A 14,757-nucleotide genomic window follows, 5' to 3' on the forward strand; every position below is an offset into this window, starting at 1 on the left:
AACTAACGAGCGGGATCTCGCTTCGGGAGAGACCGCGCGTAAGCAGCAGCTTCGCCTGAGTAGGGAAAATCATCCCCGCGCTGACGGTCGCCTTCATAAACCTTGAAGTTTGGCCCATCGAACTCAACAATTTTGTAGCCGTTCACATACTCGGTCTTCGGTGTCTTCCAGACCATGCTCAAAACTCCTCAAAAGCCGAGCTATACCGACCTTGAATGAAGTTGACTACACGGAACCGAGGAGCACGCACCTTGTTCTGTTTCATGATGCATCTATCTCACTTGGCAGATGACGCAGCTGAACTCGATGCGAGCGGCTACGAGGTTGGACATGAAGAGTGGAGATTTCCGTAACGACAGCGCCGAAGAACGCCTGGCGCTGTTCGATTTCGCCTTCGACCACGCGCCGATTGGCATTGCGATCGTGGACGTCGAGGGGAGGATCCTGCGTGGTAATGACGCCTTCTCAAAGTTGGTCGGCATACCGCGTCAGGCTCTGAACGGCACCCCTTTTGCGGATTTCACCCATCCAGACGATCTGCAGGCGGATCTCATTCTGTTCCGGGAGGTGTTGGCGGGACTAAGGGATGGCTACACTATTGAGAAGCGCTACGTGCGGCCAGATGGCCGGATCGTAGAAGTTCTCATACATGTCGCGGCGATGCGCGATGCGTCGGGTGAGGTTGTCCGGTTTATTTCGCAGATCGAAGACGTGACGGTACACAAGGAGCACGAGCGCCAGCTGGCGGAGAAGGCGGCTCAGCTCGAGCTCGCCATGGAGGCCGTTCCTGGAGGCTTCTGGCACATGGACGTGGCGGCCGGGAAATTTGAGACGTCCGATCGCCTGGCTCAGTTCATTGGCGGCCCGGCGGCGGCGAAGTTCGATCTGCAGCGCTACCTGGACAAGGTAAATCCCGAGGACGCCGAGGCCGCGGATCTGACGCCGTTGCTAGCCGGCCGCGTCGACCAATCTGTTGCCCAATATCGACTGGATACTGTCCAAGGGGAGAAGTGGATCCGGTGCGATCGACGGCTGCTTCGAAACCCGGACGGCACCCCTCGCAGGGTGGTTGGTGTGGCCATAGATTTCACGGAAGAATATAGGCGGATTGAGGCGTCAGAACGCAATTCGGAGACCGACCTTCTGACGGGGCTGCTTAACCGGCGGGGGCTGATCAACCGATTCCCCCAGATGCCATCAGCGGATGGCTGGTCTCTCCTGGCTATCGACCTCGACGGGTTCAAGATGGTGAACGATGCCCACGGTCATCCTGCGGGCGACAAGGTTCTCGTGGAGACCGCGAAGCGCCTGGGGATGATTGTCCGCCATACCGACCTTGTGTGCAGGACGGGCGGTGACGAGTTCCTTCTTGTAGTGGCAGGAAACTTGGCTTCCGGCCGTGCCATTGCGCAGCGTGTTGTAGAGGCGATGCGCGCTCCCATAGCAATCGGCGCCGCCTGTGCAAACGTTCGTGCCACCGTCGGCGGGGTGTGGACTGCCATGAAGGACGATTTAGAACGGTTGATTTCGCAAGCGGATCGCCTGTTGTACCAGGCGAAGGTCGCTGGGAAGGATCGGTGGGAGGTTTCCGCATTGTGCAAAAATCACGACAGGACCGCTTGATGCCTGTTTTGGACAGCGCAGTGCATGCAGAGACTACTTCCACACGACGTCTGGTGTCTCTTTGAGGCCGGCTTAGGGGCTCTCGCCGTCCGAGCGCCTATCGACGACGTTTACCCAAATGCGTTCTCTCATTCACCGCCTCCCGACAGCATTGGTTTTTTCTGCCAGACGAGTCGGCATGCGATTAAAGCCGTGAGGGCCTTCCGGAATAATAACGAGGCGGGCATTTCCGTTAGCCTGGTCCCATCGGGCATGCATGTTGATGCTGTCGTCGACGATCGGGTCCAACTGCCCGGCGAAGAAAAGTCCCGGCGGAAGTTTACGAAGATCGGCATGCAACGGTCCACGACGCAGATCCGCGGGCAGAGATGGTGTCAGTCGCTGAAGGGTCCATAGGACTCACGCGTCAGAATGATCAGTGCATCGTTCGGAAGTGGTCGCGCGAGGTGCTTTGCCTCACCCCAAGGCCCCCGCATCCAGATGTCGGTTTCTTCCTTCGTCTGCAGCAGGACGGGCATGGCCTTCTCATGGATCGGCCGAACGAGATGTCGTTTGGCATTTAACTGTAAGAATGCGCCCGCTTCGGCAGCTCATGGCACTTAATTTGAGATTCGCCGGTTCCATTTTCGGCGCTTGACGCTCTCTGGTTCGGAAATAGCGTTCTGTAATATTTCGCATTTTCCGATGAAGCTTGGCCATCGGTGGTCATCTTTTTCTACGCGGTAAATCTCACATTAAGTGCCAAATCGGACCGGCGAATCTCAAATTAAGTGCCCGATCTCAATTTAAGTGCCGCGCTATCTTGTTGAAATTATTGGATGCGGAGTCGTGCGATTAAATGCAAAACAACAGATGGGCCTTGAAAATGGCGCGAGTTTTGGGATCCCTTCGGTCGCCCATCTGAAATATGAAGGTAATCTGTACAGATATCTTTACAGTCTAGCTTCATATATGCTATTGACCGTGCATGGATGATAGCCACGAACTTCCACCAAAGACAGCGCCGGCCGAACTTGCCGAAGAACTCCGGAGCTTTGTGCGCCATATCAAACGGCGTCTTCGGGAGCAGGCGGATGTGGGCGAGCTGACCCAATCCCAGATTGCCGTCATTCTCAGACTTGAAAGCGGAGGTCCCGCGACGACCTCCGGCCTTGCGCGCGCTGAAGGCATGCGCCCACAGTCGATGGGTTCGATCGTCGTCGCCCTTCAATCGGCTGGAATGATCCAGGGTGTGCCGGATTCCAGTGATGGACGGCAGACCGTTCTTTCGCTCACGGACGCCTGCCGCAAGCGACTTCAGGAAGGGCGCGCCATGCGGCAGGACTGGCTTTCGAAGACTATCGCGACAAAGCTCAGCAGCGAAGAGCGAGAGCAACTCGCATCACATCTCAAGTTGCTGATGCGGCTCGTGGAAGATTGACACGCCTCCGGTGCGACACCGGAAACCCTTCGGCAACCGTTCGAAAGAAGAAACGCCATGGCGATAACCACGCTTGATCTCCGTACGGCCCTTGTTGTCGTCGATCTGCAGAAGGGCCTGATGGGGTGTCCACTCATCCATCCCATTGGAACCGTTGTCGAGAAGGCAGCCGCGCTGGTCGATGCATTTCGACGGCACGATCTGCCTGTCGTGCTGGTCAACGTGACCGCGCAGGCGCCCGGACGAACGGAACAGCCTCGCCGCCCGATAGAGTTTCCGGAGGGATTTGCGGATTTCATACCGGAAATTACACCTCAGGCCGGCGATATCGTCGTGACGAAGCGCACATGGGGCGCCTTTGCCAAAACGGATCTCGAGAGGCAGCTGAAGGCGACCGGCGTGACGCAAGTCGTCGTCGTCGGGGTCGCCACGGGGACCGGTGTGGAAGCGACGGCACGGCAGGCTTACGAGGGCGGTTTCAACGTTACCCTCGCCATCGACGCGATGACGGATATGCGAGCCGAGGCGCATGACTATAGCATCGCCAACGTTTTTCCGCGGCTGGGCGAAACCGGTACGACGCAGGACGTTATCGATATGCTCGAAAAGCGGAGTGCATGACATGTATTGGCGCGAACTCATTTCCTATTTCTTCGGTGGTGTCTTCCTGATGAACGCGGTGCCGCATGTCGTCGCCGGTTCGATGGGGCATGCCTTTCAAAGTCCGTTTGCCAAGCCGCGTGGAGAGGGCCTTTCATCCTCGACAGTCAATGTCCTCTGGGGCTTCTTCAATCTGGCCGTCGCCTACGTCCTTTTCATCCGTGTGGGCGATTTCCAACTGCGCAACCTTTCTGATGTGCTGGCGCCAGGGATCGGTGCGCTGCTTATCGCGCTGTTCATGGCCCGGCATTTCGGCAAGTTCCATGGTGGCAACAGGCCGGGCGTTTCGTGAGCAATCCGCTCGCCCGTACGTTCCGGTCGTTGCGGCATTTCAACTACCGGCTATGGGCCGTGGGTGCGCTGGTCTCGAACATAGGCTCGTGGGTTCAGCGCACTGCGCAGAGCTGGCTGGTCTTCACACAACTGACTGAGCACAGTGCCTCAGCCCTCGGCATCGTGCTGGCTCTGCAGTTCGCGCCTCAGCTGCTGCTGCTGCCTTGGACAGGATACGCGGCCGATCACTTCAATCAGCGCCGTCTGCTCATGCTGACCCAGGCAGCGATGGGCGCCCTGTCGCTGGCGCTCGGCCTGCTCACCATCCTTGATATCGTGCAGCTCTGGCATGTCTATGTCCTCGCCCTGCTGTTCGGATGTGCGGCGGCCGTCGATGCTCCGGTTCGACAGACCTTTGTTGCCGAACTGGTCGGCGATGAGGATCTTCCGAATGCCGTGGCGCTCAACTCGACTTCGTTCAACGCGGCGCAGATGATCGGCCCGGCCATCGCAGGTGGCGTAATCGCGACCGTTGGCACCGGATGGGCATTCCTGATCGATGGCTTTTCCTTCGCCGCGGTGTTGATCTCGCTCTTTCTCCTGCGCAGGGCCCAGCTTAAACCGATTGCTAGGACGGGTGGCGCCAAGGGCAATTTCGTCGAAGGCATCCGCTATGTGATGGCGAGGCCGGACCTCAAAGCCATTCTGCTGATGCTCTTTCTAATCGGTACCTTCGGGTTGAATTTCCCGATCTTCATATCAGGCATGGCAGTCGGGGTGTTTCATGCCGATGCTGCCAGCTATGGACTTCTTTCAACGATCATGGCCATCGGAACGATTAGTGGATCGCTTTTGACCGCAAGTCGCAAAAAGGCTGCCCGTTTTGGTGTTCTTCTGGTCGGCGTAGGCGCCTTCGGGCTCGGGTGCGCCCTGGCTGCGCTTGCCCCCGGCTATTGGTCATTCGCAGCCGCGCTGATCCTGATCGGCGTCGCGGCATTCACCTTCACCAACACCACAAACAGCCTGATGCAGCTGTCGACCGAGCCGAAGATGCGCGGTCGGGTCATGGCGCTGCGCGTCGGCGTCGCGCTGGGCGGCACGCCCATCGGCGCCCTGATCGAGGGCCGGGTCGCCGATCAATGGGGTCCGCGCTGGGCCTTGGGCGTGGCCGCGACGGCAGCTGCGATCGCGGTCCTGGTATGTCTTCAAGCAATGAGGCGCCAGATCGATAGCCACGGGGCGGAGCCGCGTCGACGTAATGTCACTTGAGCCGCGGCACGCCTTTGCTTCTCATCCCGGCTTCCTCGGGAAAAATCGGAAAGGACGCACTCTTATCATTGCGGAAGTTGCTGGAACCGCAGGTAATTATTTGTGCTCCGAAGTCGTATATTTGCGGGCCGAGGGTTCGGATCCCGTCCAGAGCCGTTGATCCCGCGACCTTTATTTTCCAACCATTCCGAGGGGTTCGCTATCCGTTAAGCCGAGCTTTCCTATGGATTTCTTTATTTGCCCGATCGCGAAACATCCGGCGGCTGAACGTGGTATAGCAGGTTGCGGCACGATCAGGTGCCCATGGAGATGGCCATGACCAAATTCGCACTTTACGTTCCGCTTGAAGCAAAACCCGGTAAGGAACAGGAGGTCGCCGATTTCCTGAGAGCAGCCATACCTCTCGTCAACGCGGAGCCGGGCACGATTTCCTGGTATGCGATACAGGAAGGCCCAAGCTCGTTTGCAATCTTCGATACGTTCGACGATGAGGACGGAAGGGATGCCCACCTAAATGGCCAGGTCGCTGCGGCTTTGATGGCGAAGGCGGCCGAAGGCGACTTATTCGCCAAGCCACCACAGATCCACAAGTTATCCATTATCGCCGATAAGCGGTCGTAAGTGTCGGGTTGTTGTCGCGGTCATTCGTGGCGGCGCCGTTCTTCGCCGTAGGAGCAAAGTTGGCAGGTAGATGAGCACCCTGGCCGATCCCCTCAGTTCAGACTAACGAGCTATTGCCCGATGCCGCTCGTGGCAGCGTCATTGAGAAGAGTGGTCAATGCGGTGACGAGCTGGGCTTGAACGAAAGGCTTCTGGAGTAGAACGCTATTGGGAACGCCTTGGGCCGCCCAGTCCTTGGCGCTGTCCCCGGTCATATAGATCACTGGCATGAGCGGCTGCAGTTCCCGCGCGCGGCGCGCTAAATCCCAACCGTCTGCTTCTCCCGGCATCCTTACGTCGGTTATCAGGGCGCAAAAGCGAGCCGAGTCCTCCTCCAAAGCACGGATAGCCTCGTCCGCGTTCGATACTGAAAAGTGCAAGAAGCCCGCTTCCGCCACGACATCTTCGAGAGTTGCTTGAATGAGGGGTTCATCTTCGGCGATAAGAACAAGCAGCTTGCTCCCGTCGCCGCTGATGATTTTCTGAGATGTCTCGGCGGAATCATCGACCATGAGCGCGTCCTGCATTGGCAGGCGGGAGCTCACAGCCCTCAGCCGCCAGCGCCTACGTATTCGTTTGCTGACGATGACGAACACATAGAGGATCGCCGTAATATGTCCACCCTCACAATGAGCAGAAGGTGTGAAGTGGTCGGGGACCGCGTAGCGTCATGATCCATTATTCGTAGGGCTTCATCTTTGCTCGACTGCGAGATCGGACGGGCTAGCAGCACCAATGCAAGCGGCCGGTGTCAATCACACTTCCCGGTGCTCCCTGCGCCCGCAGATCTCGGCTGCCTTCCGGTCGAACTCATCTGACACGTCCGTTACCCGACCACCCAGCGCACCTGTAACCGCGGTCTGTGATCGCCGATGTGGCGCAGGAGCACGGCCTTCACCACGAGGAAGGTCGTGCCTGATCGACGGTAGCCGTCAGAGTGCGGGACGCAGGCCGCGCGTTGGACTGACGCTCTCCAGCAGCGAGGCGACATGTAGGATGGTCGACTCTGCCTGCCACGCGCCAACTATCTGCACGTTGATCGGAAGGCCTTCCCTGCTGGTGCCGAACCGCATTGAGACTCCGGGAAGGCCGGTTACGTTCAGGGGCACGGTCGCGCCCTGCAGGTATGTCGCATCCACCGTCTGTCCGTCGATCACGAACTCTTCAACGCCGTGCTTGTGGGCCGGGATCGGCAGGACGTGAGTGATCAGCGCGTCGTAACGGGAGAAGTAATCAGCATAGCCATCACGAAGCCGCTCGGCCGCCTGCTCGGCCTCGATATAGTCGTCCATGGAGGTGTCGGGAAGGGATAGCATGGTCTTCGCCATTTTGTAGAGTTCGTCGTCCCAACGACCTGCGGTCGCCTCGCGGAAGGCGGGCTTCATCTCCATGACATGCAGACGGTTGAAGACATCAAGGGCGAAGTCCTTCTCCAGTGCCGGGATGCCGACATGCTCGACTGAAAGGCCGACATCCTTCAACGCTTCAGCCGCTGCCTTGACGGTAGCGACGACTTCCGGATCGACGGGGCCGAGGCCGGGTCCGACCATCCAGCCGACGCGGAGCTGCCGGAAGGGCTGTCTACCTATCCCGGCGTCGAACGGAACGGCGCTGGACGAGAAAGCGTCTTCGCCGTCGGGTCCTGCCATATGCGAGAAGGCGAGGGCCACGTCGCGCACCGACCGGGCCATCGGCCCGACATGCCAGAAGCGGCGCGGCGCGCGCGGCCAGATGCCTGTCATCGGGACACGACCATGGGTCGCCTTCATCGAGGTGATCCCGGTCTGCGCGGCAGGTCCCCGTACGGAAATCGCAAGATCGGTCCCAAGACCGAGTGGCGACATTCCGGCGGCGATCGCGGCAGATTCACCGCCGCTCGATCCTCCAGGCGTCCGCTCCAGATCCCAGGGATTGTTGGAGCGCCCGGACAGCAGATTGTCGCTCTCGATCCAGTAGGAGAACTCCGGCAAGTTGGTCTTGGCCAGCAGAATGCCGCCCGCCGTCTTCAGGCGCGCGACGCTGGTCGCGTCGCGGTCAGGCAAACGTCCCTTGAAGATTGGGGAACCGCGCTGCGTCATCACGCCTTGGGTATCGATGGAATCCTTGACGGTGAACGGCACGCCATGCAGCGGACCGAGTTCTTCGCCGGCCCGGATTGCGGCTTCGGCTCTCTGGGCCGCCTGCAGCGCTCCCTCCGCCACGGTGACGATCGCATTGATCTTGGGATCGATCGCTTCGATGCGGTCGAGATGCGCCTGTACCACTTCGACAGGCGATATCTCTTTGCGGCGGATGAGTTCGGCAAGCCTTGTGGCGTCGGAATATATCAGTTCGTTGCTCATGGCGCTCTCTCTAACTAACGATTGGTAGGCAACCAACAGCTAGATCTTTACAATCTCGCCGTCAACCCCTATCTAACATTTGTTAGGTGATCAGGAAGGGACATAGGTATGAGTGGAAGTGCAAGGGAAGCCATCCTTGCGGCGGGACGCCTGAGCGCTCAGTCGCACGGTTATGGTGGCCTCAACATGCGCGAGCTCGCAGCCGAGGTCGGCATCAAGGCCGCCAGCATCTATCACCACTTCCCGAGCAAGGCGGATCTCGCTGCGGCGATCGCCGAGCGCTACTGGCAGGACACTAAAGCGTGGCTGGAGGAAGTCGCGAGGGAGGACGCTGATTCCAAAGCCAGTCTCCGAAAGTACACGCAGACGTTCCGAATGTCGCTGGAAAACGGCAATCGCCTCTGTCTCGGCAGCTTCCTCGGAGCAGAGTACGATGACCTTCCCGAACAGGTCCGCAGACAGGTCCAGACCTTCGCCGACGTCAATATCGCCTGGCTCGCGGAGCGGCTGCTCGATGCCGGCTTGACGGATAAGAAGGGAAGCGAAGCGCGGGCGAGATCAATCTTCGCCGCTGTCGCCGGAGCCCAGCTCCTGGCCCGCAGCAGGTCCGACATCTCGCTGTTCGATGCAATGATCGACAGCTATAAAGAGGCGAGCTTGCTGCCAGGTTGAGAATATTCCACTCAAGCGAATGAAGCCTATCTACGTTGAACGGCCGCTCGGCACGCCGTCCCAGTGGGGACATTGCGCTGGGATCTTGCTTCGCTACCTGCAAAGCCTACGACGCAAAAGAGAGGGACTTTAAAGCCTTAGCTTTAGAGTCAGGCGGTTCGATGGTTCGTGTCCCGTCAAGAGCCCAGCCCCGCACCGACGGAGAAGAGATTTCACGGTGACGGCCTCGATGAATTTGGTCATCATTCAAGCATGTTCAGACAGTCGACACTTTCGCCGTTAATCTTCATCTCATCCGATCTTTCGGAACAAGAGCTGACGGACAGCCCGCTCGCCATAAATGGCATGAAACTCTTTCGCTACGCGGAGCAGTCCGGCGGAATCCCTTTGACCCAGTCTTTGGGAGCATTCCATCGCAAATGCGTCGAATGGGCAGCATATGAATTCCGCTGGCCTGGCTTCGAACCCGACGTGCTTTATTCGGTAAACAAGGTTCTCAACGAACCGGATTTCCCGCCGCTATCTATCCTGCATCAGGCGTTGCAGGACTTGCGCCTCATCCGCCATTACAAGGGCAAAGCTGTTCTGACGAAAGCCGGCAGGTCTATTCTCGGCAATCACGGTGCGCTTCAGGCATTTCTAACCGAATGGTCGATTGGGTGACGCTCGGTACATTTACCGAATGGGCACTGCCGATTGAGCTTTTTCCAGGCAGGGGGCCATTCGGACCACGACACGAGGCAAGCTTTTTCATTGCGCATAATTTCATTCGGCCTTTGACCTGGCTTGGCCTGTTGCAAAATTCTCCTCAAAATACGCCCAGCCTGGCAGTGACCGACAGGCAGTTCCGCAAGTCGGAGATTTTCGGCAAGGTCATCAAGATCACGCTCCCGAACGACATCCGGGCAATCGGCGTGCATTGATGCCCGATAGCGGTGATCGAGCGGATGGATCGACGATGCCAATATCGGTCAATCGCCATCGAAGACTGTGGACCGTGCCTCAACCTGACATCCCCGGTTCATGACCGCAGGAGGGCATCGTGCTAATCCTGTTCCATGACGCAGAATGATCGTGCAGCGCACCTTGCCCAGTTCGATATGTTTTCGGACGGACCGCCGGCGGCTCCGGCCAAGTCCTCTTTGAAGAGGCCAGCCGGGCGCACGGTAGATGTCGCCTTGTCCGAACAGGAGATGGTCGATCAACAGGTCGCTATCGAATATTGCGAAAGCTCGAGTCCCGCCCGGTTGTCCGTAGCCTACGCCCGGAATTCCCGCATAAAGGAATTATTCTCGATACCGAAACCACCGGTCTTAATCATCGCAATGAAGAGATTATCGAAATCGGCTTGATCGCCTTTACCTTTGACGACCAAGGTGTAATCGGAGACGTGACCGGGATTTATGGCGGTCTGCAGCAGCCCGGCAAACCAATCCCCCCTGAAATCGTCAAGCTGACCGGGATCACCGATGACATGGTCGCCGGCCAGAAGATCGACATGGAGGCCGTCGAGACTCTTGTCGCCCCGGCCGATCTTATTATCGCCCACAATGCCGGCTTCGACAGACCCTTCTGCGAAGCGTTTTCTCGTGTGTTCTGCAACAAGGCTTGGGCGTGTTCGAATGCAGAGATCGATTGGTCGGCGTGGGGATTTGAAGGGACAAAGCTCGGTTACCTCGTCGGCCAGGCCGGTTATTTCCATGACGGCCATCGCGCTGTAGACGACTGTTTCGCCCTGCTTGAAGTTAGATCGCGAGGTTGAGGGGGATTATTCGTCCCCGTTTGCGGAGCTCTACAGGGCAAGCCAGCATTCCCGGGTGCGCATCTTCGCCGAGAACAGCCCTTACGACTTCAAGGATCACCTGAAGGCGAGGGGGTATCGATGGTCGGATGGCAGCGAGGGACGCCCGAAATCCTGGTGGATCGAAGTAGATGAGGCCGCTTTGGCTGATGAACTCGACTACCTTCGCACAGAGATCTACCGCCACCCGGAAGCGGACCCACCGACCAAGTACCTGACCGCCTTCGACCGCTTCCGCGCATAATGGCGGAAAATTGGGCGACCTTTTTGCTAGGCGTGCATTCAGAGCATAGCTGAGATGCGGTGAAGTCGCTAACGCGGCTGGCAGAATGCTTGTATAAGCAATCTCAACGAAGCGATGCACCTCCTCCCGCAAAGCTTCGTCATTCAGGTAACCCACTCCTCCTCCCAAGGGTTGCCTGACGGAACAGCGGCACTCCTCCTCCCAGCCGTTGTTCAACTCTTTCGAAAGCCTGCCGCACCTCCTCCCGCGGCAGGCTTTTTCGTTTCTGTCTACATCCCGAAATCCAGCTGCGACTGATCCTGATCGTTATCTCCGTGACGATCCTGGGTGAGCGACGATAGCGTTACGCCCAAAAGGCGCACCGGCCGCTTGAATGGATAAACCGTCGCCAGCAGCCCGATTGCTACCTCGAAAATCTCATTACCATTGGCAACGGGCAGGGCGGTGGTCCTGCTACGCGTCGCCTGCGTGAAGTCGGAGTATTTGATTTTCACGGTGACGGTCTTGCCGCTAAACGCCTTGGCTTCGCAATAACTCCAGACCTTGTCGGCTAGAGGCCTCAGCTCGCTCGTCGCGAGATCAAGATCGGTGATATCCTCGTGGAACGTATCCTCAGCACCAACCGATTTTCGCACGCGGTCCGGCCGGACCTGACGATTATCGATGCCGCGGGCTATGCCATAGAAATACGGGCCTGACTTGCCAAAATGCTGCGTCAGGAAAGCCAGCGACTGCGCCTTCAGGTCCGCCCCGGTCTCGATCCCGAGCTGATGCATCTTCTCGGCGGTCGCTGGACCGACACCATGGAATTTCTTGACCGCAAGTTCCTCCACAAAGGCCGGACCGTTCTTCGGCGTAATCACGGCCTGACCGTTGGGCTTGTTAAGGTCGGAGGCCATCTTGGCCAAAAACTTGTTGTAGGAAATCCCGGCCGATGCGTTGAGACCAGTCACCGCCTTGATCTTCGCGCGAATTTCCAGCGCGATCTCTGTCGCGACAGGCATGCCCTTCAGGTTTTCCGTCACGTCAATATAAGCTTCGTCCAGCGACAAGGGTTCGATCAATGGCGTGTATTCGGCAAAGATCTCCCGGATCTGCTGCGAGACTGCCCGGTAGACTTCGAAGCGCGGCTTTACGAAAATCAGATCCGGGCATTTGCGAGCGGCCGTGACCGACGGCATGGCGGAATGAACCCCGAACTTGCGGGCCTCATAGCTGGCGGCCGCCACCACACCTCTGGCGGCAGCACCGCCGACGGCCAGCGGTTTGCCGCGCAGTTCCGGATTATCCCGCTGCTCGACCGAGGCATAGAAGGCATCCATGTCCACATGGATGATTTTGCGGATGGTCTCTACTGCGGGAAAGGTATTTGTCATCGTTCTTCTGGCAGCAAAGCGAAAGGTTGGTTCTCAGAACGGACGGCGAACATATCACCATTTCTACCGATCACAAACCGTTCGTTTAGTATCCCTAACTCGCGACACTGGTCTGCCTACAGAAGGGTAGGCTCTTGCCAGATGTCGTTTCATAGCCCGAACCGTTTCCGCATTTCCTCGGCCTTCGCCCATTCTTCGCCAGGCATCCGGTCGATGAGTTCCTTCATCACCTTTGCAAAGGCGGCCTTAAGCGTTTCTTCGGTCAGAGCCTTGGCGAGATCTGTCGGAAGCAGCGGGCCCATGTCAGTGAAGAAGCCCGGATTGACGAGCTTCTGGAACATGCGCTGCTGCGCTTCGGCTCTGGAAATCGCTACCTCTCCTTTTTCAAGGTAGAGCAGAAAACACTCGACGATCCTAGCCGAGTTCAGCCCCTCGAATACTCTGAGCGCGTAGTCAAGGTCAAACAGGTCGCGGCCTTTATTGCGTTGAAGCAAAGCACGTAGCTTGGTCGCCAACATTTCTTCCCGAGAGAAGGTCGAGATTGCGGCCGTTCCGGTGAACCACGGATTTTCGACGCCAAACGGAATCTCAATGGGCCGATCGTAAGCTTCACGCTCGCGCGTGTTGATTTCGATCTTGAGTTTTATCGGCCCGTCAGAAGCCTTGTCTTCGGCTTCGACAGCGTATTTGAGTTTGGGCGAAACCGGGCTTTGATCGAAACGCGGCCTGCCCAGCCACGGATCGAGAACGTCCTGCAAATGCTCTAGTAACGGGCGGATAGGACCGGCAGTCGTCCTCACAAGGTCGATGTCTTCCGAATAGCGTAGCGGCTTGGGGAAGTGCAGCTTGTTGAGCGCAGTGCCGCCGCGGAAGCGCAGTTCGTCGCGCAGGAAAGGATCGGAGAAGATGGCAACAATCGCGCGGCTGATGATGAGATCCTGCTCGACTTGCCGTTGACTTGCCCACGGCACCACACGATTCCAGGCGGTGATGTAATCCTGCGGTATCATTCGTCGATCTCCGGCGGCCGGCGAACGATTACACGCCAGTGTTCATCGCGTTCGGATGGCGGCGGCGACAAATCTGGATCTCCGGCCTGCTTGGGGTCGAGTTCCACCCATTGCAAAGGCCCACGTGGAGATAGCGCTGCAAACATCGCTTCCGCTATCTGCGAGTGCCCCAGCCTCACAAGAAGATGCCCGAGGCGTTGTGCGACCGCTTTCTCGAAAGCACGCGACAGGGAAGCAAGCTTTTTCGGTTGCAACCGCTCGGCAAGTTCGGAAAGCACTGTAGCAATATTGTCCAATCCAGCCCCGGAATGCGGATAGCGTACCAGGTCGAGCGCCGTCAGTTCCGGTGAGGATAGCTTCATATATCCCGAAGGCGTTTTGCGGCCTTCGATTCCCGCCGACACCGCTCCCATATCCTTGCGGTATGAAAACACGATCCGCGTTCGCCCGGCCTCAATATCGGACAGGAGTTTGTTCGTGACGACCTGAAATACCATGGTGGCTTGGTGGGAGGCGCCATGGGCGGCGGCGGCCGTCAGCAATCCCACATAGTAGGGTCGTTTTTCGTGGCGCATCAGGGCGTCTATATACCACTCCGGCGGTGGCGCTCCCATGACGGCGTGCTGAGGGGGCACAACCACATAAAAGCCGCGACGGGGCCGGATAAGCTGGCCGCGTCGCTGCAAACGCTCGGCAGCGTCAAGGAATGCGCCACGGCTGATGCCGATCTCCTGCTGGGCTTCATCCACAGAGAAAACTCCCCGGCCCGTAGCAAGTAGACCAGAAGCGTAGGAAGACAGTGTTGGCCGACCGACTTGCATCATATCTCCTTATCCGCTTTTTGCGCGGAAAACTCAATATGATTCCATTATTGAATCATTCTCGAAAATCCGCCCTTATCGCGGAAAATTCAATATGAATCCTTAGCGCGGTCGCCACCGATGCCAGCCGCTAGGGCAGATGACCGCTGCCATTTACTCACCATTCAGATGCTTCACCTAACCCTGGTAACTTCCAGGTGCGGCCTAACCCGTCCCCGGTCGCCGTGATTGCGGCTTTGGCGCATCCTCGCCGCGGCGGCGGCCGTGAAAATACTTGTGAGCTGATTTATTTCGTCAGTCATTGTACTCGTCGGGTTCCAGGCCTAACGATCGATGGGCTATCACCGGCTCTTAGAATCCAAATCCGGGCGACGGTGACCATCCCGTCCATTTTAGAGATAAGCTCGAACCAATCGCGACGGGAGTATGGGTTCGAGGTAGTCATTCAAATAGGCATGCCAACGGTGGTGGTAAGTCGATCGTGTCCCAGCAGATGGTGTAACTGGCGGGAGATAGCAAAGCCGAGTGCCCGCGCGCTTCTCGTTGCGCTGTAGCGGGTGATCGGCTTTGCGGGCGGCCATCAGTG

17 protein-coding genes and 1 pseudogene are annotated in these 14,757 nt (G+C 58.1%); 10 read left to right on the top strand and 8 right to left on the bottom strand.

Annotation, left to right across the window (positions count from 1 at the left end; all coding sequences use genetic code 11):
- Positions 1 to 2: 2 nt before the first annotated feature.
- Positions 3 to 176: a hypothetical protein gene (locus EV561_RS37320; protein ID WP_165927928.1), complete on the bottom strand. Its 174-nt coding sequence runs from the start codon at positions 174 to 176 to the stop codon at positions 3 to 5.
- Between the two features lie 154 nt (positions 177 to 330).
- On the opposite strand from EV561_RS37320, the gene EV561_RS27835 reads away from it, so the two are divergent.
- On the top strand, positions 331 to 1,623 hold the full coding sequence (locus tag EV561_RS27835; protein ID WP_165927929.1) for a diguanylate cyclase: 1,293 nt from the start codon (positions 331 to 333) through the stop codon (positions 1,621 to 1,623).
- Between the two features lie 132 nt (positions 1,624 to 1,755).
- Here EV561_RS27835 and EV561_RS38010 read toward each other — a convergent pair whose 3' ends face one another.
- Both EV561_RS38010 and EV561_RS37325 read right to left on the bottom strand, forming a co-directional pair.
- A complete protein-coding gene (locus EV561_RS38010) occupies positions 1,756 to 1,962 on the bottom strand; it encodes an alpha/beta hydrolase fold domain-containing protein (protein WP_281026153.1) in 207 nt (68 codons plus the stop codon).
- Between the two features lie 35 nt (positions 1,963 to 1,997).
- Positions 1,998 to 2,141 (bottom strand): hypothetical protein, encoded by a 144-nt coding sequence (locus EV561_RS37325; RefSeq protein ID WP_165927930.1) that lies wholly within the window; start codon positions 2,139 to 2,141, stop codon positions 1,998 to 2,000.
- A gap of 449 nt (positions 2,142 to 2,590) precedes the next feature.
- Here EV561_RS37325 and EV561_RS27845 point away from each other — a divergent pair, with 449 nt between their 5' ends.
- The 5 genes from EV561_RS27845 (at position 2,591) to EV561_RS27865 (ending at position 5,866) form a co-directional block, all read left to right on the top strand.
- A complete protein-coding gene (locus EV561_RS27845) occupies positions 2,591 to 3,043 on the top strand; it encodes a MarR family transcriptional regulator (protein ID WP_132526581.1) in 453 nt (150 codons plus the stop codon).
- Between the two features lie 57 nt (positions 3,044 to 3,100).
- Positions 3,101 to 3,664 carry an isochorismatase family protein gene (locus EV561_RS27850; RefSeq protein ID WP_132526583.1) on the top strand — a complete coding sequence of 188 codons (564 nt, stop codon included), beginning with the start codon at positions 3,101 to 3,103 and terminating at the stop codon, positions 3,662 to 3,664.
- 1 nt (position 3,665) lies between these two features.
- Positions 3,666 to 3,995, top strand: coding sequence for a hypothetical protein (locus EV561_RS27855; RefSeq protein ID WP_132526585.1), 330 nt, complete (start codon positions 3,666 to 3,668; stop codon positions 3,993 to 3,995).
- Positions 3,992 to 5,245 (top strand): MFS transporter, encoded by a 1,254-nt coding sequence (locus tag EV561_RS27860; RefSeq protein ID WP_132526587.1) that lies wholly within the window; start codon positions 3,992 to 3,994, stop codon positions 5,243 to 5,245. Before EV561_RS27855 ends, EV561_RS27860 begins: the two co-directional genes overlap by 4 nt.
- A 315-nt stretch (positions 5,246 to 5,560) precedes the next feature.
- A complete protein-coding gene (locus tag EV561_RS27865; RefSeq protein ID WP_132526589.1) occupies positions 5,561 to 5,866 on the top strand; it encodes an antibiotic biosynthesis monooxygenase in 306 nt (101 codons plus the stop codon).
- A gap of 110 nt (positions 5,867 to 5,976) precedes the next feature.
- Here EV561_RS27865 and EV561_RS27870 read toward each other — a convergent pair whose 3' ends face one another.
- Together EV561_RS27870 and EV561_RS27875 are read right to left on the bottom strand one after the other, a co-directional pair.
- Positions 5,977 to 6,417 carry a response regulator gene (locus EV561_RS27870; RefSeq protein ID WP_245512986.1) on the bottom strand — a complete coding sequence of 147 codons (441 nt, stop codon included), beginning with the start codon at positions 6,415 to 6,417 and terminating at the stop codon, positions 5,977 to 5,979.
- A 420-nt stretch (positions 6,418 to 6,837) separates the two neighbouring features.
- Entirely contained in the window at positions 6,838 to 8,247 is a 1,410-nt protein-coding gene (locus tag EV561_RS27875) for an amidase (RefSeq protein WP_132526593.1), read from the bottom strand.
- Positions 8,248 to 8,355: 108 nt separating this feature from the next.
- Here EV561_RS27875 and EV561_RS27880 point away from each other — a divergent pair, with 108 nt between their 5' ends.
- From EV561_RS27880 to EV561_RS27890, 4 genes and pseudogenes are all read left to right on the top strand, one after another.
- Complete coding sequence (locus tag EV561_RS27880; protein ID WP_165927931.1) at positions 8,356 to 8,919, top strand: TetR/AcrR family transcriptional regulator; 564 nt, start codon at positions 8,356 to 8,358, stop codon at positions 8,917 to 8,919.
- A gap of 387 nt (positions 8,920 to 9,306) precedes the next feature.
- Complete coding sequence (locus EV561_RS27885) at positions 9,307 to 9,582, top strand: hypothetical protein (protein WP_165927932.1); 276 nt, start codon at positions 9,307 to 9,309, stop codon at positions 9,580 to 9,582.
- 131 nt (positions 9,583 to 9,713) lie between these two features.
- A complete protein-coding gene (locus EV561_RS38460; protein WP_281026163.1) occupies positions 9,714 to 9,842 on the top strand; it encodes a hypothetical protein in 129 nt (42 codons plus the stop codon).
- Between the two features lie 177 nt (positions 9,843 to 10,019).
- Positions 10,020 to 10,964: pseudogene (locus EV561_RS27890) on the top strand (3'-5' exonuclease).
- Positions 10,965 to 11,233: 269 nt separating this feature from the next.
- Here EV561_RS27890 and dinB read toward each other — a convergent pair.
- The 3 genes from dinB to EV561_RS27905 all read right to left on the bottom strand — a co-directional run bounded on the left by dinB (position 11,234) and on the right by EV561_RS27905 (position 14,174).
- Positions 11,234 to 12,340: a DNA polymerase IV gene (gene dinB / locus EV561_RS27895; RefSeq protein ID WP_165927933.1), complete on the bottom strand. Its 1,107-nt coding sequence runs from the start codon at positions 12,338 to 12,340 to the stop codon at positions 11,234 to 11,236.
- A 149-nt stretch (positions 12,341 to 12,489) separates the two neighbouring features.
- The gene (locus EV561_RS27900) at positions 12,490 to 13,350 is read right to left on the bottom strand and encodes a nucleotidyl transferase AbiEii/AbiGii toxin family protein (RefSeq protein WP_132526597.1); all 861 of its coding nucleotides are present in this window, start codon (positions 13,348 to 13,350) and stop codon (positions 12,490 to 12,492) included.
- Positions 13,347 to 14,174 carry a type IV toxin-antitoxin system AbiEi family antitoxin gene (locus EV561_RS27905; protein ID WP_132526599.1) on the bottom strand — a complete coding sequence of 276 codons (828 nt, stop codon included), beginning with the start codon at positions 14,172 to 14,174 and terminating at the stop codon, positions 13,347 to 13,349. Before EV561_RS27905 ends, EV561_RS27900 begins: the two co-directional genes overlap by 4 nt.
- Positions 14,175 to 14,757 lie beyond the last annotated feature (583 nt).

This window comes from Rhizobium sp. BK376, assembly GCF_004341625.1.
Lineage (GTDB): Bacteria > Pseudomonadota > Alphaproteobacteria > Rhizobiales > Rhizobiaceae > Rhizobium.